The sequence below is a fragment of the Streptomyces sp. NPDC056503 genome, from assembly GCF_042794995.1.
Lineage (GTDB): Bacteria > Actinomycetota > Actinomycetes > Streptomycetales > Streptomycetaceae > Streptomyces.
Map to the genome: position 1 here is coordinate 1 of NZ_JBHTST010000127.1, position 25,909 is coordinate 25,909.

At 68.2% G+C, this 25,909-nt stretch carries 13 protein-coding genes and 2 pseudogenes; 5 read left to right on the plus strand and 10 right to left on the minus strand.

Annotated features, from left to right (window positions below; genetic code table 11):
* From ACFQ8C_RS29255 to ACFQ8C_RS29265, 3 genes and pseudogenes are all read right to left on the minus strand, one after another.
* Window positions 1-980, minus strand: a pseudogene (locus ACFQ8C_RS29255) (ISAzo13 family transposase); the annotation flags it as partial.
* Window positions 981-1,034: 54 nt separating this feature from the next.
* Window positions 1,035-1,661 (minus strand): hypothetical protein, encoded by a 627-nt coding sequence (locus tag ACFQ8C_RS29260; protein ID WP_383463020.1) that lies wholly within the window; start codon window positions 1,659-1,661, stop codon window positions 1,035-1,037.
* A 479-nt stretch (window positions 1,662-2,140) separates the two neighbouring features.
* Window positions 2,141-4,351, minus strand: a complete 2,211-nt coding sequence (locus ACFQ8C_RS29265; protein WP_383463023.1) for an FG-GAP repeat domain-containing protein — start codon at window positions 4,349-4,351, stop codon at window positions 2,141-2,143.
* Window positions 4,352-4,557: 206 nt separating this feature from the next.
* Here ACFQ8C_RS29265 and ACFQ8C_RS29270 point away from each other — a divergent pair, with 206 nt between their 5' ends.
* Window positions 4,558-5,355 (plus strand): hypothetical protein, encoded by a 798-nt coding sequence (locus ACFQ8C_RS29270; RefSeq protein WP_383463026.1) that lies wholly within the window; start codon window positions 4,558-4,560, stop codon window positions 5,353-5,355.
* A 261-nt stretch (window positions 5,356-5,616) separates the two neighbouring features.
* Here the strand turns inward: ACFQ8C_RS29270 and ACFQ8C_RS29275 are convergent, their stop codons facing one another.
* The 4 genes from ACFQ8C_RS29275 to ACFQ8C_RS29290 form a co-directional block, all read right to left on the minus strand.
* The gene (locus ACFQ8C_RS29275; RefSeq protein WP_383463028.1) at window positions 5,617-6,498 is read right to left on the minus strand and encodes a hypothetical protein; all 882 of its coding nucleotides are present in this window, start codon (window positions 6,496-6,498) and stop codon (window positions 5,617-5,619) included.
* A 138-nt stretch (window positions 6,499-6,636) separates the two neighbouring features.
* The gene (locus ACFQ8C_RS29280; protein ID WP_383463031.1) at window positions 6,637-7,431 is read right to left on the minus strand and encodes a hypothetical protein; all 795 of its coding nucleotides are present in this window, start codon (window positions 7,429-7,431) and stop codon (window positions 6,637-6,639) included.
* Window positions 7,432-7,574: 143 nt separating this feature from the next.
* Complete coding sequence (locus ACFQ8C_RS29285; protein ID WP_383463034.1) at window positions 7,575-9,383, minus strand: FG-GAP-like repeat-containing protein; 1,809 nt, start codon at window positions 9,381-9,383, stop codon at window positions 7,575-7,577.
* 819 nt (window positions 9,384-10,202) lie between these two features.
* Complete coding sequence (locus ACFQ8C_RS29290; protein ID WP_383463036.1) at window positions 10,203-13,679, minus strand: DNRLRE domain-containing protein; 3,477 nt, start codon at window positions 13,677-13,679, stop codon at window positions 10,203-10,205.
* A 599-nt stretch (window positions 13,680-14,278) separates the two neighbouring features.
* On the opposite strand from ACFQ8C_RS29290, the gene ACFQ8C_RS29295 reads away from it, so the two are divergent.
* Window positions 14,279-21,523, plus strand: a complete 7,245-nt coding sequence (locus ACFQ8C_RS29295; protein ID WP_383463039.1) for an RHS repeat-associated core domain-containing protein — start codon at window positions 14,279-14,281, stop codon at window positions 21,521-21,523.
* Window positions 21,524-21,525: 2 nt separating this feature from the next.
* Window positions 21,526-21,861, plus strand: a complete 336-nt coding sequence (locus ACFQ8C_RS29300; protein ID WP_383463042.1) for a hypothetical protein — start codon at window positions 21,526-21,528, stop codon at window positions 21,859-21,861.
* 328 nt (window positions 21,862-22,189) lie between these two features.
* On the opposite strand, the pseudogene ACFQ8C_RS29305 reads toward ACFQ8C_RS29300, so the two are convergent.
* Window positions 22,190-22,386, minus strand: a pseudogene (locus ACFQ8C_RS29305) (IS5/IS1182 family transposase); the annotation flags it as partial.
* A 63-nt stretch (window positions 22,387-22,449) separates the two neighbouring features.
* Between ACFQ8C_RS29305 and ACFQ8C_RS29310 the strand changes: the two are divergent.
* Window positions 22,450-24,231 carry a hypothetical protein gene (locus ACFQ8C_RS29310; RefSeq protein WP_383463044.1) on the plus strand — a complete coding sequence of 594 codons (1,782 nt, stop codon included), beginning with the start codon at window positions 22,450-22,452 and terminating at the stop codon, window positions 24,229-24,231.
* A gap of 7 nt (window positions 24,232-24,238) precedes the next feature.
* Here the strand turns inward: ACFQ8C_RS29310 and ACFQ8C_RS29315 are convergent, their stop codons facing one another.
* Complete coding sequence (locus ACFQ8C_RS29315) at window positions 24,239-24,601, minus strand: hypothetical protein (RefSeq protein ID WP_093812950.1); 363 nt, start codon at window positions 24,599-24,601, stop codon at window positions 24,239-24,241.
* 354 nt (window positions 24,602-24,955) lie between these two features.
* Here ACFQ8C_RS29315 and ACFQ8C_RS29320 point away from each other — a divergent pair, with 354 nt between their 5' ends.
* Window positions 24,956-25,711 (plus strand): transposase family protein, encoded by a 756-nt coding sequence (locus ACFQ8C_RS29320; RefSeq protein ID WP_383463047.1) that lies wholly within the window; start codon window positions 24,956-24,958, stop codon window positions 25,709-25,711.
* 21 nt (window positions 25,712-25,732) lie between these two features.
* Here ACFQ8C_RS29320 and ACFQ8C_RS29325 read toward each other — a convergent pair.
* The coding region (locus ACFQ8C_RS29325) for a transposase family protein (RefSeq protein ID WP_383463050.1) at window positions 25,733-25,909 on the minus strand (177 nt) is incomplete at its 5' end.

The following is a 25,909-nucleotide window of genomic DNA, read 5'->3' on the forward strand; positions in this document are numbered from 1 at the left end:
CCGGTGCTCGATCTTGTTCCACTTCGAGGTGCCCGGCGGCATGTGGCAGACCGTGATCTCCAGGCCGGTTTCGGCGGCCAGGGCGGCGAGTTCGGTCTTCCAGGCGCGTGTGCGGTATCCGTTGGAGCCACCCGCGTCCGCGGTGATCAGCAACCGGCCGGCCCGTGGGTAGTCGTGGCTTCCGCGGGCCTGCCACCAGCGGCGGATGGAGGCGACGGCGAACGCGGCCGTGTCGTGATCGGTGCCGACGCTGACCCAGCCGGTGTTCGCGGCGACGTCGTAGATCCCGTACGGGATTGCCTTGCCCGGTCTCTGGCGGTCCAGGAAGTCATGGGTCCTGAGCTGGGCCGGCAGTCCTTTCGGATGCCACTCGCGGCCCCGTTCTTGTACTGGCCGACCAGCTCCTTCTTCTTGGTGTCGACGCTGATCACCGGGTCGCCGGCGCCCCTATGCTCCTTGGCCCGGTCGCTGATGTAGCAAAACTGGGCACCCCGGTCCGGATGCTGCCTTCCTTCGAGGGTCTTGGCGTTGGCCTGGAGACTGAACCCCTCCTCCCGCAGCAGGTCGGCGACGGTATCCGCCGAGATGCGGTGGCCCTGCCTGGTGAGCTCGGCGGCGAGTCTGCGGGTGGACTTCGTCGTCCACCGCAGCGGTGACATCGGATCCCCTCGCATGTCCGGCTCGACCAGCGCCAGCAGCGCGGGCCGCAGTCCTGGATCCACCTCGGCGGCCCGCTTGCGCCCGCCACCGGGACGGCGGACCCGGCCCAGAGGTTCCACCCCCGCCTCCAACTCGTCCACCCCCTTGCGGACGGTGGTCTCGCTGACCTGAGCCGCCCGGGCGACCGCCCGGATCCCCCCGTGGCCCAGGATCCTGGCCTCGGCCCCCACCAGCAGACGGCGCTGCCGCTCGTCCAGGTGCGGGAACAACACCTGGAACCTCACCGCAAGTTGACCACCGACCTCGTCAGATATGCGCATACCACACCAACGAGCCGAATCGAGAGAAGCAACACCTTGATTCTCTGCGAGCCCTTAGCTGCACATCCGTGGGTCGGTGGGCCGTTCGCCTGTCAGCCAGAAGGGAGGTTCGAGATCGCCGCGGCCGTCACTGTGTGGCCCGTGGACCCAGGGCTCCTCCTGGAAAGGTTCAATGCCGGTGACGTCGTGGCCCCATGCTTCGAGGGCCTTCCAGGCAACGCGCCGGTTGGGGGCGTTGCTGCTGGTGTCCAGGATGCGGCGCGCGTGCGCGGCGAGGTGATCGCGGTGCTGGGCGAGCGCGGGGTGTTCGGCGAGGATGAGCGCGGCGAAGCCGGCGGCTTCGCGCACGTCCTCGTGACTGTCCTGCAGGAAGGGCGCGACGGCTCGATAAAGCATCGGGCGCAGGTCCCGGAAGGCCGCCACGATGGTGCCGGGGGCGAGGAAGCCAGCGAAGTACTGCTCCGTGCGGCCCGCAATCTCATCGGAGGCGTCGTAGGCCGTGGAAACCAACCAGTTCAACAGCGTCGCGCGGATGGGAACGTTGCGATACGGCCGGAGGGTCATGGTCGCCGGGTGGGCGAGGATGCCGGCGACACACATGGCGACGGGGGCGGTGGCCTCGTAGATGCTGTTCTGGTGACTGACCAGCTCACTCAGTTCCGACAAAGCGGTGACCTGCACCTTGGGATCAGGCTCCAGCAACCGTGCCAGGACTTTGGGAAGGCACTCACCGTCCCCGAAAGCCGTCTGGAGCGAACCCCAATCAGTCTCCGCTAGGACTACCTGGTAGGACGGCAAGGCAGGCTCGCGGGGCGCCCCGGCCGTGGAGCTGCTGTGGTTCACAGGCCAAACCTAGACCAGCCCTCTGACACGATTCCCGCCCGGGCCAGTTAGAAGCCGCTGTTCTTCCGAGAGTGACGGGCGCTTTTGCGCTGATCAGGAATAGGATTGGCGTTTAGGTGGCAGAGACGAGGCGTTGTGTCGTCTCTGCGGTGAAGGCGCCCGGATGCCGTCGGCAGGGCCTCCTGGTGTGCTCAAGGTCTCGACGACCTTGAGCTGCACCAGAGGCCCTGTCTTCATGCACGGACAGAGCGAAGATCGCCCGGCCGGGCCGCCGCATTCAAACCCATGTCCACCAAGATCGGTACGGCAATGGTTTTTCAGGTGGCGGGCAGTGTGGCGTTGGCTGGTGCTGTCAGTTCTGTTGTGGCCTGGCGGCTTTGGAAGGGGGCGTGCCGTTCACCTGTGCTTCGGTAGAGCCATACGCCGTTCTTGGCGCTGAGGCCCAGGAGGTCGGGCCGGCCGTCGCCGTCCGCGTCTCCCATGCCGGCGAGGTGTGTATAGGTTTGCCAGCCGCCGCCGATCTGCTGGCGTGTGGTGAATGTGCCGTCGCCGCGGCCCAGATACAGCCACAGGACGCCGGTCTTGTCGCGGGCGATCAGGTCGCCGGACGGGGCGCCGCCGAGGTCTCCAGGAACGGTGAGCTCGTTGTAGATTCCCCAGCCGCCGCCGACCTTCACCCGGGAGGCGAAGGGCGCTGGGGTGTTGCCGGTGCCTCGATACAGCCAGAGGGTGCCCGTCCGGTCGGTGGCGAGGAGGTCGGGCCGGCCGTCGCCGGTGAGGTCGCTGCCGCCTGCGAGCTGTTCGTAGGTCTGCCAGCCGCCGCCGATACGGATCCGGCCGGCGAAGCCGCCGAGCCCGTTGCCCTGGTAGAGCCACAGGACGCCGGTCTTGTCGCGGGCGACGATGTCTCCGACGCGGCTGCCGGCAACGTTCCCGACGGTCTCGATCCGGTCGTAGACCTGCCAGCCGCCGCCGATCAGCGCTTTGTCCGCGCCGGCCTGCAGCTGTTCGGGCCGGTTCCAGCGCCTGGTGTAGAAGGTGTCGGAGCGCCACAGTCTGCCGGTGGCGTCGGTGGTGAGCAGGTCGGGGGAGCCGTTGTCGTCGAAGTCGTGCGGCTGGACGGACCGGACCACGGTGAAGGACCCCTTGGCGACGGCGGCGGGACCGATGCCGTTGAGCGGCCTGGCCGTGACTTCCCAGGTGTAGGCGCCGTTGGGGGCCGCCTCGTCCTGGTAGCCGATGTCCCCTTCCCAGTCCAGGGCCAGGTGCGGCATGTAGGGGTAGGAGACGCTCTTGGTCTGGGTTTTGCCGGTGCGCTGGTGGCGCAGCGTGGCGCGGATCTCCACGGCCTCGCGCGAGACGTCCCAGCGCAGGCGCGCGACGCCGTCGTTCTGCTCGAAGTCGATGACGGCGGGAACGTTGTGCCCGGTGATGGCGACGGTGATCGGCTGACCGTCGGCGGCCACCTGGGTCACCACCGGCCGCCCGGCGGCATTGACCGTGATCTTGAAGGCTCCCTGGCCGCCGGCGACGGTGCCGCCACTGGCGTACAGGGCATCAGGCGCGCTGGCTGCCGAGGTGAGGTGGTCGATGAGCCGGACGCGTTCGCCGGTGACGGGGTGGTAGGCGGTGAGGCCGTGCAGCGGGTTCTCCAGCGCATCCTCGAGCCGGTCTGCCTCGCCGTAGACGACCCAGTCGCCGACGAGCCCGAGATGGGGCTCATGCGTGGTGCCGCCGTCCGGGAGGGGGAGCTGCTTGACCTTGCCGGTGGCGCGGTCGAGGAGGAACAGCGTCGCGGTCTGGATCCCGGCGCGTTCGGTCCACGCGGCGTGGGTGGCGGAGACGGCCAGGGCACCGCGGCCACCGTCAACCGCACGGTAGCGGACCTCGCCGACGGTGCCGTCGGCCAGGTCGATCAGGCCCCAGGCCGGCTTGCCGCCGGCGGTGAAGGTGACGATCGCCTCCTGCGGGGTACCCGGCACGACCGCGAGATCCGTCGCCCCGGCCGGCAGGCCCGTCACGGCCACCGTGCCACGCGCGGCGCTGTGCTGCTCGAACTGCGTGCCCGCGCTGGTCGTGGTGGTCGTGAAGACGCAGTCCGCCGCGGCGCCGACGTAGTCGGGAACCTGGCCCGCCCCCCAGCGCAAAGGCACCTCGAACACGGCAGAGTCGCCCAGGTCGGTGACAGTGACCTTCCCGCTGCTTCGTTGCACCAGGTAGTCGGTGCTCAGCGAGGAACGCAGCTGAACGCGGTCGTCGTCATACTCGAACGTGGCCCCGTCCACGAAACGCGTATAGGTACGAGACAGGTTTCGCTCGGGCCGGGTGAGGAAACCGGTCAGTCCCGCGTCGGTCAGCTCGGCACCGGGAAAGGGGACGACCTTGACGTCATTCCCCGCCAGGCCCGCAGCCACGGGCGCGGCCTGTGCGGGCACGGCCAGGGCAGCGCCGCTCAAGGTCATGGCGAGGGCGGTGGTGACGGCCGCGGCGAGACGCAGCCGGGTTTTGCGAGGGTGGTGCACGTGCATGTCCTTCGTCGAGCTCCGGGCACGCTTTGCACCCGTCCACCGAAACAGACTCACGGCACGGCCAATGGTTGTACGGTCCGAGCAGAGCAATCCCGCAAGCCGGAGCTTCGCATGGTCCCTGCCGGCCGTCTCGCACAGCCGATCAATGCGCGACCGTGACTCCGCCGCGATGCGGGAACACCTGCAAGGATCTTTACGATTCCGCCATGATCATGTCGTCTGTCGACCCCAGCTCGGAGAGCTTCACCGACGGCCAGGCAGTAGGAGTGCTCCTCGCCACCGCCATAGCCTTGGTCGTCATCTGGATTGCCACCCGGACCTGGCGCCGCGGTCCCAGGCCGACCGGCGGGGTCACCGCCGAGCAGGCCACGGCCCTTGCCATACGCCGGGAGAACATCGTCCGTGGCGTACTGCTGGTTCTCGCCGCAGCGGGACTGCTACGGGCGTTCACCTACGAGGGAGAACCCCCGGCCGCCGAGGCGACCCCTGTGGTCCAGGAGCCCTCGCCTCAAACCTCGACCACCGCGACGGCGCCGTCGAAGGTCAACCGTGTCATCGACGCAGCTCCTCGCGTCGGCGGGTACCGGCTGGTCACCGGCACCCAGGCCGCCGAGTACGAGCAGATGACCTCGGGCAAGGCGCCATCGGGCAAACAATGGTTCTACGACGGCCCCGGACAAGGACCGGTCGGCGCAGTGCTGCAGATCAACGCCGTCGAATGGGACACAAAGCTGGCCGAGACCAAACACTCGCAGACCACGACCCACGAACTGCGCAACTTCTTCGCCGGCGCACAGGCCACCGAGGTCACCGCTTTCGAGGCGGGCCCCTGGGGCGGCAAACTGAGCTGCGGCTTCGCGACCTCAGCCGCCGGACGCCCCATCGTGTGCGCCTGGACCGACTCCGGCACATGGGGCCGGATCATGCTGATGGACGAGCAGAGCCTCTCCCACGCCGCCGATATCGCCCTGCAGTTCCGCACCAACTCGGAAAAGCGCACCTGACGACTCCCTCCCGGGGAGCGCTCGACTGCGCCAGGTGTACAGGTCTGTCGCGGGGCGTGTGAGTCCACCGTCGTCCGCGGCACTACAAAAGCCGCGCCTGACCGGCCGCGGGTGCGCCATGCCCGGGGACGTGGCCCGGAGAGTTAGGCCGGTCCAGAGCGGGTTGCACGGAGCGGCTCGCACCGGGGCCCGCCCGAGGCTGGTTTCTCTTCCAGTCTGGGGCGGGTCCTGGTGCCGTGACGGTGGCGTTGAGGTGCGGTGTCAGAAGAGCTGGTCGTAGGTGTTCCAGCCGCCGCCGACCTTGACGCGGGGGGCGTACGGGGCACCGCCAAGCTGGCGGTCGTAGTACCACAGGACGCCGGACGCGTCGCGGGCGACGACGTCACCGAGGCCGCGCGTGACGGCGGACGGCTTCCGGTCGGCCAGGTAGTAGAAGCCCTGCTCGTACGGGGAGAGGGAGGTCAGGACGTGGTAGGTCTGCCAGCCCCCGCCGATCTCGTCCCGGGCGTAGAAGGGGGCGGAGGCATTTCGGGTGCCGGTGTACTTCCACAGCTTGCCTGTGGTGTCGCGAGCCAGGAGGTGGTGGATCGGGAAGGCCGGCTTGCCGAACACCGTGAACGGCTTGCTCCGCTGGACGACTGTGCTGTCCAGGGTGTCGGCGTCGTAGATGTCGTAACGCGACACGGCGTGGAACCCCAGGCTCTTCAGGTCCACCGGCGCCGTCAGCTCGTAGCCGATGGTGTGCTTACCGGGCTCGACACGGCAGTCCAGGTTCATCGCGTCAACGTGCAGCTGGCCCGCACGGTATGAGCAGGAGGCGCCGGGATCCGTGGTGACGTTGCCCAGAGGGATCCTCCCGGGCCAGTGCCAGAGCTGGCCTTCGGCGATCCTGAAGCCGAGGGTCAACCTTCCGGCGTCGACGGCGTGGACGCGCATCTGCTGGTAGACCGTTCCCCTGGCGGGAACGTCCGGGACGTCGAAGGCCACTGTGTTCAGGGCGGCGGAGGCGGCGGTCTTGACGACGATCTTCCCGGTGCCGTGCCGGTCGTCCGCCGGACGGCTACCCGCGCTGCGGGCCTCCTGCACGGCCGTGGCGAGGTCGCCGCCAGGCGGCGCGTACGCGAAACCCCAGTGCAGGGTCATGCCGGGCGCATCGACGGGAACGCTGATGTAGGGCCACGGGTACACGGTGGTCCCGCATACGAGCACCCCGGTGTACCCGGAGGGTGCTTCCCATCCGGCGCTTCCCGTCCGGCGCTTCCCGTCCGGCGGTTGGTGTTATCAGGTGTGGGTGGGCCGACGGCAGGGGTTGGTGTCGGCCGCGCTGGGGGTTTGTGTGTAGGGGGCGGTGCGGGGCCAGACCGTGGTCTTCTTCGTGTCGTCGGAGAAGAGGGGGTGGATGAACCCGTCGTCGGGGGCGGTGCAGTCGTTGTTGCCGATGGCGACCTTGTACGCGCGGGGGCTCACTCGGCCGTCGTGGACGGTGAACTCGAGACTGTGGCGTACGACGACCCGGGTGGCTTCGAGGCCGTCCGGGACGATTTCCTTGCCGCCGCTGGACTTGGTGACCGCGTAGACGAAGGTGTAGTCCGCCTTGACGAGTAGTTCGCCCGCTACGACCTGGTAGGACATGGTTCCCTTGATTCTGGGGGAACCGTGCACACGTACATCGTCCGGGTCGAAGCGGGGGATGAGCCGCAGCGGATCGGGGCTTTCGCCGCGGTGGGTGAGGGCTTGGTCCAGGAGACGGCGCGCGGGGTCGTCCGCCGCGGTCAGGGCCTGTGCTTGTACGGGCGCGGCGCCGGTGAGGGTGGTGTCGGACAGATTGGTGTCGACGAGGAAGTCATGGACGGAGTCGAGGCCCGCGTAGACCTGTGCCTCCGTCAGGCCTGGTCCGGCCTTGGCCGGGGGCAGTGGCATGCCTTCGATGCCGCTCTTCCAGGATGCGGCGTTCGATCCGAGGAACGGCATTCTGACTGTGACCGGCCAGGCGTCGGGCCACAGGGCCTCTTCCAGCGCCTGGGGCGCGTAGGGCTCGTTCTCGGGCCGCTCACCGGTCACCGACGCGAGCCACATCCCCGATCCGCTCAGGACCAGTGCTCCCGCACCCGCCCCCAGGATCGATGGACATCTCTTCCCTCCCCTTTTCGCACCCCCTCGCGGTGCGAAAAGGGCAGAGCTTTCCATTCGTCCCGTCGTGGTTTTGCCCCGGGGGGCTTTCAGCCGAGTGCGGTGATGGTGGTGTTCCAGCCGCCGGTTCCTACTTCGGTGGAGGGGCCGTCGACGGGGTTTCCAGCGGTGTTCGTTCCGCCCTTGTAGTAGAGGAGCCGTCCGGTTCCGTCGCTGGTCGTTGCCCACATGTCGGCGACGCCGTCGCTGTCGGCGTCCGCCGCGGCGGTGATCAGGGGGCGGGCGGTGGTGGTGTAGCCGTGGCCGTACTGGGTGGGGCTGGCGAACGTGCCGTCGGGAAGGCCTCGGTGGTACCAGAGTTTGCCGGCGTCGGTGCCGCTGCGCTGACGGGTGAGGAGGTCGGGCCGGCCGTCGTGGTTGGCGTCGCCTACGCCGGTGATGTCCTGGTCCGCCCATCCCTGAGAACTGATCTTTACCAGTGGCGCCGGAGGGGATGAGGTGGCGCCGACTCTGTCGTAGCGGTAGAGCGTGTCGTTGAAGGAGACCACCGCGTCGGGTGCGCCGTCGAGGTCGAGGTCTCCGACGGCGGCGACCCGGGCGGTTACGGGCAGCGAGAGGGGCAGGGTGGTCCAGCTGGTGAGGGTGCCGTCGCCCTGGTTCGGGTAGATGCGCAGTTCGTTGTTGACGCGGGCGAGGAGGTCTTCGGTGCCGTCGCCGTTCCAGTCGCCGCGGTGGGCGATGGAGGCGCCGGTCCATCCGCTGTTGCCGATGGTGAGGGGGGCGGTGAGCGCGCCGGTGCCGGTGCCGGGGTAGAGGCGCAGCTTGCCGGCGTTGTCGATGGCGACGAGGTCGGGCTTGCCGTCGCCGGTCATGTCGCCCGGAACGGGAGTGTGACGCAGGGTGGCGATGACCGGCGCGTGGTCGGACCACCCGTCGGGCTGCGTGCCGGCCAGGTTCTGTGTCTTGTCCATCGCCTCGTGGTCGGCGAGGCAGGAGGTCCAGCGGGTGCCGGCGCTCAGCTTGCTCGCGAAGAGGTGGTCCATGTTCCAGGTCCGGGCCGTTGTCTCGTCGGCGGCCCAGGTCTGGTGGGTGAAGGTGTTCGTCTCACATGCGTCGAGCTCATCGTGGGCGGCGGTCAGGTCCGGGTCGTCGAGGTTGCCGTTGAAGTCCCCGCCGATCACCGTGCCCTGGGCCCACGCCGCCCCGAGCCGGTTCTTGATCTCGGTCATCTGCGCCCGCTGGACCGTGTTGTCGCCCGCGATGAGGTGGGTGGTGCACAGCTGGTCGGGCCAGCCGACGAGCCGGCCGCAGAGCGCGGGCATCGAGCGTTCGAGGGAGGTGTCGGTCACGGTCTCGATGGTGCGGACGTCGTGCATCGTTCCCTTCACGGCGAGCAGCACGCCGATGCTCCCGCCGATCTCGCCGTAGCCTTCCTCAGTGGAGTTACGGCAGTAGGACTCCTTGTCCGTCGGCCGGCTGCCGGCCGCGTGCCGCACCGTCCATTCGCTTGTGAGGTCTGCCTGCAGGAAGGCCATGTGGCTCTTTGAGTTCGCCCCGGGAAACAGCTTGGGATTGGGTGCCGCGTTGGGCTGGGGTGTGGCGTTGATGTCGCCTTGGTAGCCGCACACCTCCTGGAGCATGATGACGTCGGCCTGGTACTTCCGTGCCAGCTCGGCCACCTTCAGCGCCTTGCCCTGCACGTCGGGCCGGCGCGGGCAGTATCCGCTCCCGCCGCGAGGGACGAGCGTCTCGCCGCAGATGTTCCACGTCAGCACGGTCAGCTGGCGTTTGACCGGCACAGGATCGCCTGTTGCGGCCTGTGCGGGTGCGGGTATTCCCGCGGTGAGGGCCGCGGCCGCCAGCAGGGCGGTGAGCACCCTGATTCCTCGTCTCAGCATCCTTGTAGTGCCTTTCTGGCCGGTCGCGGAGAGGGTGTTCTCCGGGCCGCCGGTTACTGGTCCTGCGATTGATCTTCGGAGTTGTAGTTGCGAACGCCCGAGGTCTGGGACGTGGGCATGGCGCTGACCACGGAGAGGTGGAGTTGTTCGAGCGGTGTCGGCCATGGGCCATGGGATGGGTGCTGCGCGGGCCGACGCAGGTGGGTGGGGAATGGGGGAGCGAGGCGAGACGCGGTACGTCGTAGCGTGGGATCGGCAGTCCGGCGGTGTCGGGCTGAGAGTGGTGGGAGCCCAGATACGTGGCTGCCCTCAGGCCCTCATCGGGTGGGTCGTCGGCCGGCTCCTCTTGGCGCGACCGCCGAGAGGGTTGAAGTGTGCTGGGCGGTAGATCGCGGGGGGCTCTGCCCGCCACACACCGGGTGCGGGCTGCCTAATCCGCTGTCTCCCTGCTCGGACCTGATCCGACGGGGTGCCCGTGATCGCTCGGAGCTGTTCCATCTCCCGCGCGGGCATGCCACCAGCGGACTTACCGGCGCACGCCGCCTTCCTGCCCCACCAGGGATGCCGTGACATGGCGAAGCCCTGGACACACACGTGGGCTCTCTCTCTCTCCCCCCCCGCGAGTGTCGGGGCCAGCTGCCGCGGAACCGCTCTCCTCGTAGGAGGGAGCGGTCCTGACCTGGGTGCTCGTATCCCGGCCCTCGGCCACTGTTCCGTGTGGGCGCGCGTGGTGGGTGGGGCGGGTGTAGTGGGGTGCCCCCATGGTTTCCCGGGTCCAAGCTTCGGTGCCCGGGCAGAGCGCGGGCACCGAGGCTTGGTTCAGCCGATGGTGGTGGCGGTCAGCCAGCCGCTTGCGCTGGAGAGGAAGCGGGTGCCGTGGGTGGTACGGCCGCCGGGGTAGAAGTAGAGGCGTCCGTCGGAGAGGCATGCCCACAGGTCGGGTATGCCGTCCTTGTTGACGTCGGGGGTTCCGATGATCTTGGGGATGTTGCTCTTGCCCCAGCCGGTGGTGCCGTAGACCTCGTCCTGGCCGGTTTTGGAGCCGGCGGCGGTGGTCAGTGAGGCGAGGTCAACGCCGCCGCCCGCGGCGGGCTTGCCGTGGCGCAGCAGGAGGCCGCGTTCGGTTTCCGCGCTGCGGAAGAGGAGGTCGGGGACGTTGTCGCCGCTGATGTCGGCGACGGTGAGGATGTCGCGGTCGGCCCAGGGGGAGCTGGCGACCAGGCGGGCTTCGGTGAAGGAGGCGCCGGTGTAGCCGATGAAGGCCCACATCTGGTCGCCAGTGGTGGCGAACATGTCGGGCAGGCCGTCTCCGGTGATGTCTCCGGTGGCGACGATCTGGGAGAGGGCGCTGGGGGAGGGGGAGTTGGCGGGGAGGAGGATTTCGCGGCGGCGGTTGATGTTGACGGCGCCGTATCCGTCGCCGGGGTAGACCCAGAGTTTGCCGCCGACGCGGGCGATGAGGTCCTGCAGGCCGTCGCCGCCGTAGAAGTCGCCGTTGTGGGTGATCAGGGCGCCGGAGAAGTGTCCGGCGGGGGGCGCGATGAAGGGTTCCAGGTTGTCGCCGTTGGGGTCCTTGTCGGGGTTCTCCTGGTAGGCGCCGGACATGGAGAAGTCGGTGTCGCCGTTGCCCTTGACGGGGTTGGAGCCGGGTGCCTGCTGTGAGGGGAACAGGCGCAGGTTGCCGCCGGAGGTGAGGGAGAACAGGTCGGGCAGGGTGTCGCCGGTGAAGTCGCCTGCGACGTCGGCCTGCTCCTTGGGGGTGACGTAGAAGAAGTACTTCGTCGGTTCGGAGACGTGGCCGGCGCCGTCGACGGTCCGCACGTACAGCACATTGGGGCCGGCGGCGGGCGGCTTGGCGTTGATGTTCTGAGTGACGGTGGTGGCGGTGCCGAGCGTGCGGGAGATCGACTCGGGGAAGCTGTTGGTGTTGTAGCCCCATTCGTAGCGGACGACGTCGGTGTTCAGGGCCTGGAGGGTGACGACGCCGGTGGATCCGAACTTCTTCTTCGACCAGTTCGTGTCTTCGGGTTCGTTGCCGAAGGAGTTCTCGTTGCCGTCGGCGTTGGGGAACTCGGTCGAGGTGACCCGGGGCGGCCTGGGAGCGCTGCTGTCGTAGATGAAGCGGCAGGGGGCCTTGTACGGGGCGAATACCGAGGTGACCCCGGCCTTGTCGACGGCCCGGACCTGCCAGGAGTACAGGGTGTTGTTGACGAGCCGGGAGGTGGAGTAGGCGCTGGTGGAGCGCTTGGCGTCGGTGGTGGCGGCGCCCACGGACACGGTCCCGGCCGAGCCGAGCAGGTCACCGGTGGTGTCCCACTTGCCGGAGGGCCACAGGTTGAAGTCGAGGTAGTCGAGGTTGTCGTCCCAGTCGCCGGACCGGGCGGTGAAGCTGATCTCGGTCGAGCCGACACGGACGTAGGGGGCGGTGCTGGTGCACTTGAAGTCGGGGCCGAGGTCGAGCTCGTAGGGGATGCGGGGCGGCCGGTTGTAGGTGACTTCGAGGACGGGGGCGTTGTCGCCGTCGGCCTGGAACTTCTTCCAGGCGTACTGCGAGTTCTCGTTGCGGGCGCGCAGCCCGAAGGTGATGGTGTCCTTGCCCTTGTTGGCGGTGGTCTGGGCTGCGGCGGTGACGTCGAAGGTCTCGTACGCGTCGCGGCAGCCGGTCTTGTAGCCGTGGGCGAAGCTGCGTGGCCGGGAGGCGAGGTTCCCGTCGTGGAGTCTGGGGGCGTTCTTCCAGTTGGTGCGGCTGTTGACCGCGCTGGTGAGGTGGACGCTCATCGAGCGGGCGCTGCACGACCAGGAGTAGGTCTCCAGAAGCCGCAGCGTGGCCTTTTCGATCTTGGCGCCCTTGATCTTCTTGTCGAAGGCGATGTTGAAGAAGGAGCGGGAGGTGCCCCAGGTGTCGGATTCGAAGCCGACCCGGGCCTCGTGGGTGCCGCCCTTGTTGAAGTCCTTGCCGTTGAAGAAGGTGGCGTTGGGGTGGCGGCTGTAGGCCGTGGTCCAGTCCTGGGTGTGCTTCTTGACCGTGGGGTCGATGAAGACCGGGTAGACGGTGGCGGGGTCGTTGAGGAAGTCCGTGCTCGGGGCGAGGGTCCAGTTGCCCTGGGACAGGTCAGCCTCGACCACGTCGCCGCGGGACTCGGGTGACGGGCCGTTGAGCAGCGCCAGGTTCAACGTGGCGCCCGCCTCGGGCTGCGAGGGTGCGGGGGAGGGTTCGCCCGGGACGGTGGGCAGCGGCGGGTCGCTCACGGCCGGTGCGGTTCCGTCGGTCGCGGTGGGCAGCACCTCGTTCTCGGGGTCCACCACGTCGTTGGCGAGCTCTTCGGTGGAGGTCGGCGCCGGGACGGCGGTGGGAGGGGTGGGCAGCGTCGCCTCGGGCGATTCCGAGGCCGTGGGCTGGGCGGACGCACCGGCCTCGCCGTCGGTGACGGCGGGGGCCCCGCTGCTGTCCCACATCAGCGGGGTGGGCGACAGGGCGACCTCGTCACCCCGCGGGGTCTCCGCCGTGACGATCCCGGACAGCGGGTCCAGACGGAAGTCGAGCGTCGGAGAGCTGAGCCCGTAGGACAGCTGCGCGATGCGCGGGTCTGCCGCCGCCTGCCGGTTCTTGACCACCAGCAGCTGGGCGAACCCGTCGTCCTCCGCCGTCAGGACCAGGTCCGCACCGGGCAGGATCTCCGGATACAGCGCCCGCGAGCCGTCGATGACCGGCGCCGGAACGGTGCCGGGCCAGGTCAGCTGGATCGTGTGCGCCTGGCCCTCGACGTCGGTGACCGTCAGCGCCACCAGCGGCGACGCCGTCCCCGCCTCCGCGGCCAGCGCGGGCAGTAGCGACACCCGGCGCACGCCCCCACGCGAAGCACGCTCCCCGCCTTCTCCGCCGGCGGAGAACACGAGGTGCGTGTTCGTCGCCTTCGGCTGCCAGCCCTCGCCGGTCCGGCGCAGCGTGGTGTCGATCGGCTTCCACTCCTGGCCGACCTTCGCCCATATCGGAGCGGCATACGACCTGAGCATCATCAGCCCGTCGGGACGCGCCCAGGTGGTCGAGCGCGCGGTCCGCTCCGCCGTCACCTCCACAGCCTTGCCCGACTTCTTCGCCCGGGCGAGCGCGGTGCGCCCGTCGATGGTCCTGGGCTGCGGGTGGGCGTCGGTCTTGTCTGCGGACGGCGCAGAAGAGGGGGCGGTTTCGGAACCGGTGTGGAATCCCGCGTACGTGATGCCTCCGGCGGCGAGCGCGGCGGCGAGCACCAGCGCGCTCGCTCGGCGTCCGGGCAGCCGGCGCTGTCTTACTGTCATGCGGTGAGGACCCCTTCCCCCAACATCCGGGCTCTCACAGCACCGGTGGAACCGACGAGCCGGCCATGACGTCTTGGCGTGTGATCACCATGTGATCGGTGTGTGAATCCGGTCGGAGCACTCTTCACAGAGCATGGCTGGGCGAGCCGATGATGTCCCATCAATCCCCGGCCGTCACCCCGCGCGATGCCAGGGCGGGAGGGGCTGACGCCCCGCTGAGGTGTCCGGCCGGGAACACCACCAGGCAGCCGCATCGCGGCCTTCGCGCGAGCGCGGAGGCGCGAAGTGGTCGAAGTCGGGTGAAGTGCCTGCGGGGAGCGGGTCATTCACCAGAAGATGTGGCATACATGCTGTTCGTCCGAGGTTGGCCCGCAGTCCACCCCTTGGAGGGAAGTTAGCTTTACTTCCCTTCCGTACGCACCCATGTCGTTACGTTCCGTGATGATCATCACGTGTGTTGTTACATGCTGGAATTCCTTCACGACTCGACCGCAGAATCTGCATCTATCTGAAGTGTCAAGATGCGCGGTCCGTCTCCGGTCTCGCTCCAAGTGGTCCGGGGGGACCCCGCCTTGTTCCGTCGCAATCCGTCTCGTCGCATGTCGCCCGTGCCCCGCCGTGCACGGCGCATGGGGGTACCCGCGCTGGGTGCCGCCCTCCTGATCGGCCTGCTGCCCACGCAGTCGTTCGCCCTGCCACCGGATCCCGCGACGATCGAGACCGGCCGCGAGACCCTCGAGACGACGGAGCCTCTCGAGCTCGAGACTCTGCCCGAGGAGAAGCCGCTCGAAGGCGAGACCTTCGAGAAGGACCTCGAATCACTCAAGGTCGACGTCCCCGCCAACCTGGAACAGGCACCCGCCGGCACCGCCACCCCGCCCCCCGCGGAAACCGGCTCGGTCACCTTCGGCTCGCCCACCAGCCCGGCCTCCTTCACGACGGCCACCGCCACCCGGACGGTGACAGAGGCGGCGGCGGACGGTGACCTCACCCAGGTCCCCAACCTACCGGTCAAGCTCGGCCAGGCCGCAGGCCAGCCCATGCCCACCGGCACCTGGCAGGCCACCGTCGTCGACCGCGCGAGCGAGATCAGCAAGGGCGTCGAAGGCCTCACGAAGATCGGCGCCCTGGTCACCGTCCAGGCCCCGTCGACCGGCTCCGTCCCCATCTCCGTCGGCCTCGACTACAACACCTTCCAGAACGTCTACGGCGCCGACTGGGCCTCCCGCCTGCGCCTGGTCCAGTTCCCCGAGTGCTACCTGACCACCCCTCTCGAAGAAGCCTGCCAGGCCTTCGAGGAACTCGAGACGGTCAACGACACCACCACCCACTCCATCACCGCGACCGTCGACACCGCCGCCGACGGCACCGTGGCCCCCGCCTCCGCCACCGGCACCACCACCGCCGGCTCCGGCGTCATGCAGGCCTCCTACACCACCGCCTCCACTGCCTCCACCGCCACGCCGGTCGCGGCCGGCGACAAGGCCGTCATCGGCGCCGTCGACTCCGGATCCGGCCCCGGCGGCTCCTTCAAGGCCACCCCGCTCGCATCGAGCGGCAAGTGGACCGCGGGCGGCTCCTCCGGCGCCTTCACCTGGAACTACCCCCTCGCCATACCGCCCACCCCCGCCGGCCCGGCCCCCAACGTCACGTTCTCGTACAACTCGCAGACCGTCGACGGCAAGACCGCCGTCTCCTCCCCGCAGGCCTCCTGGATCGGCGAAGGCTGGGACTACGACCCCGGCCACATCGAACGCCGCTACCGCACCTGCAAGGACGACACCAAGACCCTCACCGCCGGCACCCCCAACAACACGGCCAAGGCCAACAAGACCAGCGACCTGTGCTGGGTCTCGCCCAACGCGGTCATGTCCCTCGCCGGCTCCACCACCGAACTCGTCCGCGACGTCCCCGCCGGCACCAACCCCGAGACCGCAACCGAGACCTACCGCCCCGCCAAGGACGACGGCACCCGCATCGAACGCCGCACCGGCGCCACCAACGGCGACAACAACGGCGAGCACTGGGTCGTCACCACCACCGACGGCACCAAGTACTACTTCGGCCAGAACCAGGTCGGCGGCGGCCACGCGGACACCAACTCCGTCTCCACCGTCCCCGTCTTCGGCAACCACCCCGGCGAACCCTGCTACACCACCACCTTCGCCGACTCCCGCTGCGGCACAGACCCGAACCCGGAACGGGACAAGCAGCAGGCCTGGCGCTGGGGCCTCGACAAGGTCGAAGACGTCCACGGCAACGTCATGATCGTCAACTGGGCCCAGGAGACGAACCACTACGCCGTCCGCGACAAGCGCAACACCCCCGAACAGTACGACCGCGCCGCCTACCCGAAGACCATCGAGTACGGCATGCGCTCCACCAGCCTCACGAACCCCCCGGCCCTCGTCGAGTTCACCACCGCACAGCGCTGCCTCAAGACCGGCACCGCCTGCGACGCTGCCCAGTTCGCCAAGACCGACGACCCCGGCGCCTACCGCCCCTGGTGGGACACCCCCGGCTCCCTCAACTGCAAGTCCACCTCCAAGCTCTGCCCCGGCTTCCCCTCCTTCTGGACCCAGCTCCGCCTGGCATCGGTCACCACCAAGGCTGCCCGCGCAGGCCAGAGCGGCCTCGGCAAGGTCGACACCTACACCCTCAACCAGTCCTTCCCCGAAGACTGGTACGACACCGCCCCGAGCCTCTGGCTCAACTCCCTCACCCGCCGGGGCTTCGCCCCCGGCGACACCACCGGCACGCTGCAGTCCAACGACGGCGTCAGCTTCGCCCACTACACCGTCGGCTCCCGCTCCCCCCTCGCCCTGCGCCTGAAGGACAAGCAGCTCCCCAACCTCGTCCCCACCGGTCCAGGTGACAAGCGCCCCGCTTTCACGCGCCCCCGCATCGGCGTCGTCGCCACCGAAGCCGGCGCCGACATCGAAGTCCAGTACAAGGGCGGCTGCGACGCCGAACCCGCGACAGACCTCGGCAAGGCCAACGGAACCTGCTTCCCGGTGCGCTGGTCACCCGACGGCGAGGAGAAGACCCCGGCCAAGGCCTGGTTCAACAAGTACGTCGTCCACTCCGTGACCGAGCGGGACAAGGTCGCCACCCTCTTCACCCAGCCCATCACCACCAGATACAGCTACGGCGGGGCCGCCTGGGCCAAGAGCGAGGACGAGTTCCTCCGCCCCGCCCTGCGCACCTACAGCGACTGGCGCGGCTACGCCCGCGTGGCCGTCACCAAGGCCAGTTCCACCACCGGCAACATCCAGCGCCAGTCCGGCTCCGTCACCCGCTACTTCCAGGGCACCGGCGGAGAAGTCAAGGACTCCACCAACACCGTCACCCTCCTCGCGGACGACGCCCCCCAGTACGCCGGCATGACCGCCGAAGACTTCACCTTCCGCAACGCCGACGACGCGCGCGCCTACGTCTACGCAGGGCAAACCCCCAAGGCCCTGAAGCGGACCCTCACCTTCCCCGAATCCACCCAGACCGCCTCCCGCGCCCGCGAAGCCGAAGACGGCACCGACCTCGACCGCCTGCGCGCCTTCCGCACCCTCGTCAAGCGCACCGACGAGATCCAGGCCGACGGCACCAGCTGGCGCGGCGTGCGCTCGCAGACCCTCAGCCGCGACTCCTACGGCCTGCCGGCCATGGTCGAATCCGCCGTCGTCACCCCCAACGGCACCGGAGAAACCCTCTCCGAGATCACCTGCACGAACACCTCGTTCGTCCACAACACCGACGCCTGGCTCATCGGCCTCCTCAAGCACAAGCGCACCACCGCCACCACCTGCGCCGACTACGCCACCGCCGACCCCGCCACCGAGATCAAGAGCTCGATCCACTACAGCTTCGACGGCGGCAACTACGGCGACACCCCCACCAAGGGCCTCGTCACCGGCACCCACGAACTCAACGCAGCCGGCACCGCCCACGCCATCACCACCACGAACACCTACGACCCCCTCGGCCGCATCCGCACCGTCACCACCCCCCTCACCGGCAAGGCCGAGACGCAATACACCCCCGGTGACACCGGCGGAGCCGTCACCTCCATCAAGACCATCAACACCCTCGGCCACGCCACCACCACCACCTACGACCCCGGCCGGGCCCAGCCGCTCACCGTGACCGACGCCAACGGCCGCGTCACCCGCACCCAGTACGACGCCCTCGGACGCCTCACCAGCGGCTGGTCCCCCTCCCGCTCCACCGGCAACCAGACCGCCAACGTCAAGATCAGCTACCAGCGGGCCAGCGCCACCCCCACCGAGACCCGCCCCGCCGCCACCACCGTCGAGACCATCAAGGACGACGGCACCTACGCCAAGCAGATCGCGATCTACGACGGGCTCCTGCGCCAGGTCCAGACCCAGTCCGAAGCCCACGGCCCCGGACGCGTCGTCAGCGACACCAAGTACGACGACCACGGCCTGGTCCGCGAACAGACCAGCGCCTACCTTGCCCAAGGCCAGCCCACCCCCGAACTCTTCAAGGCCAAGTCCCCGACCCTGATCCCCAGCCGGGCCCTCACCTCCTACGACGGCCTGGAACGCCCCGTCACGCAGGAAACCCTCCGCGCCACGAAGCTCACCTACATCACCACCACGACGTACGCGGACACCAGCGTCACCGTCAACCCGGGCGGCACCACCGCCCCCACGACCACCACCCACAACGACGCCCTCGGCCGCACCGTCAAGATCGACCACCACGCCGGCTCCAGCAAGCTCCGCACCACCACCTACGGCTACGACAAACGCGGCAACCGCGACATCGTCACCGACCCCGCCGGCAACGCCTGGACCTACGCCTTCGACGCCCGGGGCCGCCAGACCGTCGCCTCCGACCCCGACACCGGCACCACCCAGACGACGTACGACGACGCCGACCGCCCCACCATCGTCACCGACGCGCAGGGCAAGTCGACCTTCACCGTCTACGACACCCTCAGCCGCCCCACCGCGGTCCACGAGGACAGCCTGCTCACCGAGCCGGTCAAGAAGTACACCTATGACCGGCCCGGCCTCCTCGGCCTGCCCTACGAGTCCATCCGCCACACCACCGACCAGGGCGACTACGTCAACCGGGTCACCGGCTACGACACCGAATACCGCCCCACCGGCAGCGAAACCGTCATCCCCACCAACCCGATGACCACTGGCCTGTCCGGCACCTACACCTACGCCCACACCTACACGCCCACCGGCAAGCCCTTGACTACCACCCTCCCCGCCAAGGGAGGCCTGGCAGCCGAAAAGGTCATCACCCGCTACGACGAGGACGGCCTGCCCGAATCCACGTCCGGCATCAACTGGTACACCTCCGACGTCACCTACTCCCCGTACGGCCAGGTCCTGCGCTCCGTCGCCAGCGCCCAGCCCTACCGCGTGTGGACGACCAACTTCATCGACGACCACACCGGCCGCCTCATGCGCACCGTCGTCGACCGCGAAAGGGCCGGCCCCCACCGGGTCTCCGACACCGGCTACGCCTACGACACCTCCGGAACGATCACCGCGGTCGCCCGGCAGGACGCGGTCACCGCGACCAGCTCCACCTGGGACAACCAGTGCTTCACCTACGACGTCCTGGGCGAACTGGTCAACGCCTGGACCTCGAAACTGGTCCCGAACGGCTCCGGAACCGGCTGCAAGGCGGCCAATGGCACGACGTGGGGCCACCGCACCGACACCGTCTCCTCCACCGGGCCGGTAGCCGACGCCCCCTACAGCGCCACCGGCACCCCCGCGGGCCTGGCCAACACGGCACCGGACCCGACCACCCTTTCCACCGACACGAACTCCTACCACCAGGCGTTCACTTACGACTGGATCGGCAACCGGGCCACGGCCATGGACCGCACCCCGGCCGGCACCACGACCTACACCTCCACCTACAACACCACCCAGCCCCACACCCTCGCCTCGGTAACCTCCGCGCCGACCGGCAAGGAAACCAGCTACACCTACAACCCCACCGGCACCACCAAGACCCGCAACCTGCCCGGCACCACTCCGGACCAGACCCTCCAGTGGACCGCCGAGCACAAACTCGAGTCGAACACCGTCGGCAGCACCAAGACCACCTACGTCTACGACGCCAACGGCAACCGCATCCTCGAAAACACCCCCGGCACCGGCAGCACCCTCTACCTCGGCGAAACCGAACTCACCACCGACACCGTCGGCCTCATCACCCGCGCCTCCCGCTCCTACACCCAACCCGGCGCCCCCACCGTCGTCCGCACCACCACCAACCAGTCGGCAACCGGACACACCCTCAACGTCCTGGTCACCGACCACCTCGGCACCGCCCATACCACCGTCGAAGCCGGCGGCACCCAGCCCGTCACCCGCCGCGCCTTCAAGCCCTACGGCGAGACCCGCGGCCCCAAGCCCGCCAACTGGCCCAACAAGCGCACCTACCTCGGCGTAGGCATCGACGACACGACCACGGGCCTCACCCACATCGGCGCCCGCGAATACGACCAGAACACCGGCCGCTTCCTCTCCGCCGACCCCCTCATCGACATCACCGACCCGCTCCAGATGAACGGGTACACCTACGCAAACAACACCCCCATCTCTACAAGCGACCCCACAGGACTCGCCCCCGACGACTGCGGCCTACACGGAGTCAGCTGCGCTCCTAGCGGCGACGGCGCATTCAAAGTCGAGCACACCAGCGACTACACGAAGCACAACGGAAAACCCACCGCGGAGCTTCTGGCAGACGACGACGTCGACGCTGTACTCAGCGAAGAAAGCGCAGCCGCAGGCGATGCGATCATTTCTGCGGCCACGACGTACCTCGAAGGAGACACGCGCAAGGAATTCATAAGTGCCTTCCAGGCCAATATGAATGCACGCGCAACCTCCTCGAGCTCCTTCTTCCGGGCCACGGCAGACGACAAAATCTCGGATGCAGTGAACCTGTGCGAGGGGAAGAACGCCCTGGGCTGCTCCAAGAAGATGCGCGACTTCCTGAAAGCGCTCGAACTGGAGAAGGCCGTAAAGCAGGGAGCATTCGAAGGAGGCGGCCGCCCGGGCAGCGCTCCAGCAGTACGAGCCTTCACGAAGAAGGTAAATTCGCTGAACCCTTGTGGGGGCAACAGTTTCGTGCCAGGAACTCTGGTTCTGATGGCAGACGGAACCAGTAAGCCGATTGAGGAAGTCAAGGTCGGAGACAAGGTCCTGGCCGGCGACCCGGTCACCGGGGCGACCAGGGCCGAGACGGTGATCGCAGAAATTTCAGGATTCGGGCTGAAGCAGCTCGTAGACATCACCGTACTCTCTGAGGTCGGACTGCAGAGGATTACTGCCACCGAAGGTCATCCCTTCTGGCTGCCAGGTGCAGGTGCAGGTGCAGGTGCAGGTGCAGGTGCATGGCAGGTGGCGGGCGAACTCATTCCTGGCCAGTGGTTGCAAACCGAGGTGGGCCTCAAGGTTCGGGTGGAAGAGGTTCGTCGACGAACTGCTCCCTCTGTCAAGGTCTATAATCTCACTGTCGCAGATCTCCATACGTACTATGTGCTCGGAGGCTCCACGCCAGTCCTTGTCCATAATGCGGGATGTGATGAATGGGCTGCTAAGCATGCCGCAAAGCATGGCGGCAAAATCGTCACGTTTTATGGCCCGCTTGGAAATAGTCGCCCCATGGGCATATACCGACCTGGAGGGCCCGGAACTCCGGAGCTCAACGAGAGCTGGTACCACCATACTGTGGTGGTACGTGACGGGAAGGTATTCGACCAGTGGGCGCCGAGAGGAACCCCGATTGATAAATTCAAGGAACGCTTCGACTATGGAGATGACATTGAATTCGGATTCTGATCATGTCTGAGATGATTCGCCAATTCCTTCCCGAGCTCAAGAAGTATCACGGTGTCTACGTAGCGCCACCGACTTACGAAGGGACTTGTGCCTTTCTTTCGGGATACGAGTTGGGGTCAGGGCAGAACTTCCTGAAGCAATTTCATATTTGGCTGGCGGCTCGAAAGAATGGGAGGGTGGAGCTCTTCTGGCCCTTCCTCGTTCTCTGTGAGGTGTACCGCGATGACGCCCTTCCTGATATGCGGTATCTCACTCCCGAACAGGATGGTGAGATGGTTTCGCTTCTTTTTCGCCTGCTGGAAGAATTCTTCAATGGTGAAAATGATCCGGGAGCCTGAGGTTGCGCCTCGGAACGAGGTTCAGAGCCGTCGCAAGCAGATGATGCTCAGGCGAGTTGGAGGAATCTGAGGTGGAGGTCTACTCGCATCTCGTTGCAGACCTTGAGGCTTTTGGAATGGTAGAGCCAACGAGCAGGAGTCGGCCGGGCATCTGCTCCCCGCCGCCTGCGGGGACAGCCCCGCGGCGACGTGGCCGGTTTTCCGGTACGCAGACTGTTCTCCGTGCCGGGGACGGTCGAGTTCACCGAGCGGCACCAAGACCGTCTGGGCCAGAAAGCCGACCGCCTGGTGAGCGGCCGCTGCCAGGTGTACTGAGCGTTTTCCAACCTCACGCTGATGCGTGGTGAGGGACGAGGACAGCCTTGACGACGTCGGTGATGCGGTTGGTGCTGCGGCGGAGCTTCGCAGGTGGCGCCACCCCCTGAGGGTGGCCATGGCCTGCTCGCCGAGGCAGCGGATCTTGGCGTGAGCGGTGTTGTGGCGGCGCTTCCACCGCTTGAGGCGGCGGCCCCGAAACGGGCCCCTTCTTCACCATGATGGTCGCCTTGGGCTACGGTCGTGCCCCGTGTCTGCAAGGGAGTGGTGCTGATGCCCCGCCATGTACTGGCCGCGACGCGCGTGGACGGCAGGGAGATCGCCCGCGAGGAGCGCCCCGCCGTGCCATCGCTCACCGTGGTCGCCGCGTTCGGAGATCTCCATGCCTGCGACTACGTGACCGTCTCCCAGGGGCAGTCCGTCGGGCTCTACGCCCGCGACCCCGGAGGCACGTGGGACGCTGTGAGCCCCGGAACCGACGCGGTGACCGCCGACGAGATGCGCCTGTGGTTCGAGCTCACCCACCACTACCCGGGCCCGGACGGGGCGGACCCGAACCATCCGCTGGGCAGGGCCCCGCAGCCGGGTGCCGTCGGACGCATCGACGAACGGCGCGCCATCGCTCTGGTCCAGGAGCGCATCGCCACCCGCGGCCTGGACTACCCGACCCAGGGCCTGGTCGCGGATCGGTTAGCCGCGGGCTGGAGCGTATACGCGCCCGTCGACGTCGACGACAGCGATCCCATGGCCTTCCTCGACATGCCCGTCGGCCGTTCGGTGTTCATGGTTGGCGACACGGGGCGCATCAAGGAGGTCGCCTCCGCAATCCCGCCCGGACAGGCCGATGCCCTGTTCACCGCGGAGGAGGCATTCGTACGGCGTACGCCCGCCGAGGAGGCGTTCATGAACGACCTCAAGGCGGAGTTCGAGCGCCTCGATGCCCGTTCCGGGCAGCCGGGCGCGATCACCGACTTCACCGTCGTCGGCACCCCGCCCGAGGACATGACGGCGGCCCGCGTGACCGCGCTGACCGACGAGATCGCCCGCCAGCTGGCGCTGTGCGGACCACAGCGGTGGGAACGCATGGTGGCGGCATTCTCCTGCGCCGTCTCCGCCGAGACGGCCGATCTGTGCTTCTGGCAGCACGAACGGCCCATAGAGGCACGGGTGCCGGAGCAAATAGCCCTCCTCGTCCGCCGCCAGCGCCACCTCGCGGCCTCCATGCCGGCCGGACCGTGGCTGCGTCTGATGGTCGCCGTCACCAAGGGGCCCGGCGGCCAGGCCCAGGTCTCCACCCAGTACGACTACGGTGACGAGCGGCTCCCCGACGGGCAGTTGCTCGCCCCCAGGCACTACCGCAACGACCTCGCCGCCTACCCGCGGGCCGGGGTACCGGCGTGGCTGCGGGCTTATGTCGGGGCGAACGACCAGCGCACGGCATCCCTGCACACGGCGCCTCCGCGATCCGCACCCCCGAGCCAGGAGGCCCCCGAGCGCCCCTTCGTGGACAGTCTGGTCGGCTGGACGACACACGTGGTCGCCGACCAGCAGCGGATCACGTACGGCGGTGACTCGCTGGCCTGGGAGGAGATCGAGTGGGTCCGGTATCCCGTCTCGCGGACCAAACACCAGGGCTTCCTGTTCCCCTCCATGTACACCAATACGTACACGTTCGGCGTGGGCAGATACGGGAACTCACCGAAGAGTCTGGAAAATCTGACCTGGAGCAAGGGCGGAAAGCGGGCCGAGGCCCCCGAAGCGTGGCTGGCCCTGGTCGAGTTCGCACAGCGCGTCCTCGAGCCCCGGTTGCTCGCGCAGCGTCTCGACCTGATTTGGCGCGGCGGGTCGTTCACCATCGGCGAGATGCGCGTGCACCGCGGCGGGCTCACGCTGCGCGGGGTCATGGAGGCTGATTGGGCTTCGCTCACGGACGTCAAGGTCGCGGACGGCCTGGTGTGGATCCATGAGCGGGGCAGACAGCAGGCGGTGAGGGTGTCCCTCGCCAGCGCCAACGCCGTACTCCTGCCCCGCATCGTGGCGGCCATGGCCGGCTGAGCCGCAGCTATCCGTGCAGGCGCCCCGAGACCTGCGTGATCTCCTCGGCGCCCAGCGGGTACGGGCTGCCGTACAGCAGCGGACCGGCGACGACCGCGGGACCGGTGACGGGCGCCGCGCCGTGCTCGGCCGCGAGCCGGCTGGCCACGGGGTTGGGCGGTCCGGAACGCGCCCGGCCCGGGCCGTCCTCGGCGTACCAGAGGGTGAGCTCCTCGCCGAGCTTGGTGGAGCGTATGTGCTCCGAACCGAGAAGACGAGCGACCTCCTGCACGAGATCCATCCCGTACGACGCGGTCTTCACCTGCTGGATGCCCCTGTCGGACACGAGCAGCAGGCCGGACGTCGCCTTGTTCCGCTTGAAGAGTCCCATCCCGTCACTCTATTGACGCGACCACATCACCTGCCACCCTCTTCCCAGACTCCGCCACGCTTCTCGGGCCCGGTCACGCACGGCGCTTCCCCGTGCGGTGTTCCTGGCAATCCGCACATGCGGTGAGGTGACCAGCGAGCACATCACGGCTGCTTCCATCGCGGGCGCCGGCGTGAACCCTGAGTGCGGCAAAGGCGGTCGCCCCCGTGCAGGAGGCGACCGCCGGAAGTCTGCGTAGGGTCAGCCGTTTCCAACCTGACGGGTGGTCGGATCGGCAGTCCCGGCGGTGGGCATGAAGAAAGCTCCTGATAGACGGGTTCACGACCAAGGTCACCAGTCCGCCAGGAGCTTCGCGTGCTCGTCTACCCGTCCGCCAACGATCTATCCAGCCGCACCCTGCGGTACCTCACCGGCCTGCTTGCAGACCACCGTTGCCGGATCGGTTCCCGGTGGCGCCGCCTGGCCTGCGGCCGGCAGGCCCTGCTCGTCCTGGCCCATCTGAGGTGCGGCGATACCTACGCCCGTCTCGCCACGGGCTTCCGGATCGGAATCGCCATGGTCTACCGCTACATACGCGAGGCCGTCAATCTGCTCGCCGCCCTCGCGCCCACCCCGGAGCAGGCCATGAAGACCATTCGACGGAAGGCATACGTGATCCTCGACGGCACCGTGTTCCCGATCGACCGCATCGCCGCCGACCGGCCGTACTACTCGGGCAAGAAGAAGCGCCACGGGATGAACGTGCAGGTCCTCGCCGATCCCGCAGGACGCCTGATCTGGGCCTCCGACGCCCTGCCGGGAGCCACCCACGACCTGACCGCGGCCCGGACCCACGGCATCCCCGACGCCCTCGCCGCCGACAACATCAAGTGCTGGGCCGACAGGGCGTATCAGGGTGCCGACGCCGCGATACGCGTCCCGATCCGGGGGAGGCACCTGTGCGGCTGGCGCCGACGTCACAACCGCGACCACGCCAAGATCCGCAGCCTCGGCGAACGCGCTATGGCGACCCTCAAGTGCTGGCGGCTCCTGCGAAAAATCCGCTGCAGCACCACCCGGATCACCGCCCTCGTCCGGGCCGTCGTCGCCCTCGAACTCGCCAGCTACTGAACTTGAATGAGTGAGCCGTTTTCATCCTGAATAGCTGCAGGTCAGCAGGGTGTGGACGGCTTGGACGAGGGTGCTGATGCGGCGGGTGGAGCATCGGGCCCGGCGGAGGATCCGCCAGGACTTCAGCTGTGCGAAGGCCCGTTCCCCGGGAGCTCTCAGACGGGCGTGGTCGCGGTTGAACTGCTGGTAGCAATCGGG

What these genes read in the sequence shown, in the direction of transcription:
- ACFQ8C_RS29265 (WP_383463023.1), bottom strand. Translation starts at nt 4,351, where the DNA reads ATGCACGTGCACCACCCTCGCAAAACCCGGCTGCGTCTCGCCGCGGCC.
- ACFQ8C_RS29270 (WP_383463026.1), top strand. Translation starts at nt 4,558, where the DNA reads ATGATCATGTCGTCTGTCGACCCCAGCTCGGAGAGCTTCACCGACGGC.
- ACFQ8C_RS29275 (WP_383463028.1), bottom strand. Translation starts at nt 6,498, where the DNA reads ATGACCCTGCACTGGGGTTTCGCGTACGCGCCGCCTGGCGGCGACCTC.
- ACFQ8C_RS29280 (WP_383463031.1), bottom strand. Translation starts at nt 7,431, where the DNA reads ATGTGGCTCGCGTCGGTGACCGGTGAGCGGCCCGAGAACGAGCCCTAC.
- ACFQ8C_RS29285 (WP_383463034.1), bottom strand. Translation starts at nt 9,383, where the DNA reads ATGCTGAGACGAGGAATCAGGGTGCTCACCGCCCTGCTGGCGGCCGCG.
- ACFQ8C_RS29290 (WP_383463036.1), bottom strand. Translation starts at nt 13,679, where the DNA reads ATGACAGTAAGACAGCGCCGGCTGCCCGGACGCCGAGCGAGCGCGCTG.
- ACFQ8C_RS29295 (WP_383463039.1), top strand. Translation starts at nt 14,279, where the DNA reads ATGTCGCCCGTGCCCCGCCGTGCACGGCGCATGGGGGTACCCGCGCTG.
- ACFQ8C_RS29300 (WP_383463042.1), top strand. Translation starts at nt 21,526, where the DNA reads ATGTCTGAGATGATTCGCCAATTCCTTCCCGAGCTCAAGAAGTATCAC.
- ACFQ8C_RS29310 (WP_383463044.1), top strand. Translation starts at nt 22,450, where the DNA reads ATGCCCCGCCATGTACTGGCCGCGACGCGCGTGGACGGCAGGGAGATC.
- ACFQ8C_RS29315 (WP_093812950.1), bottom strand. Translation starts at nt 24,601, where the DNA reads ATGGGACTCTTCAAGCGGAACAAGGCGACGTCCGGCCTGCTGCTCGTG.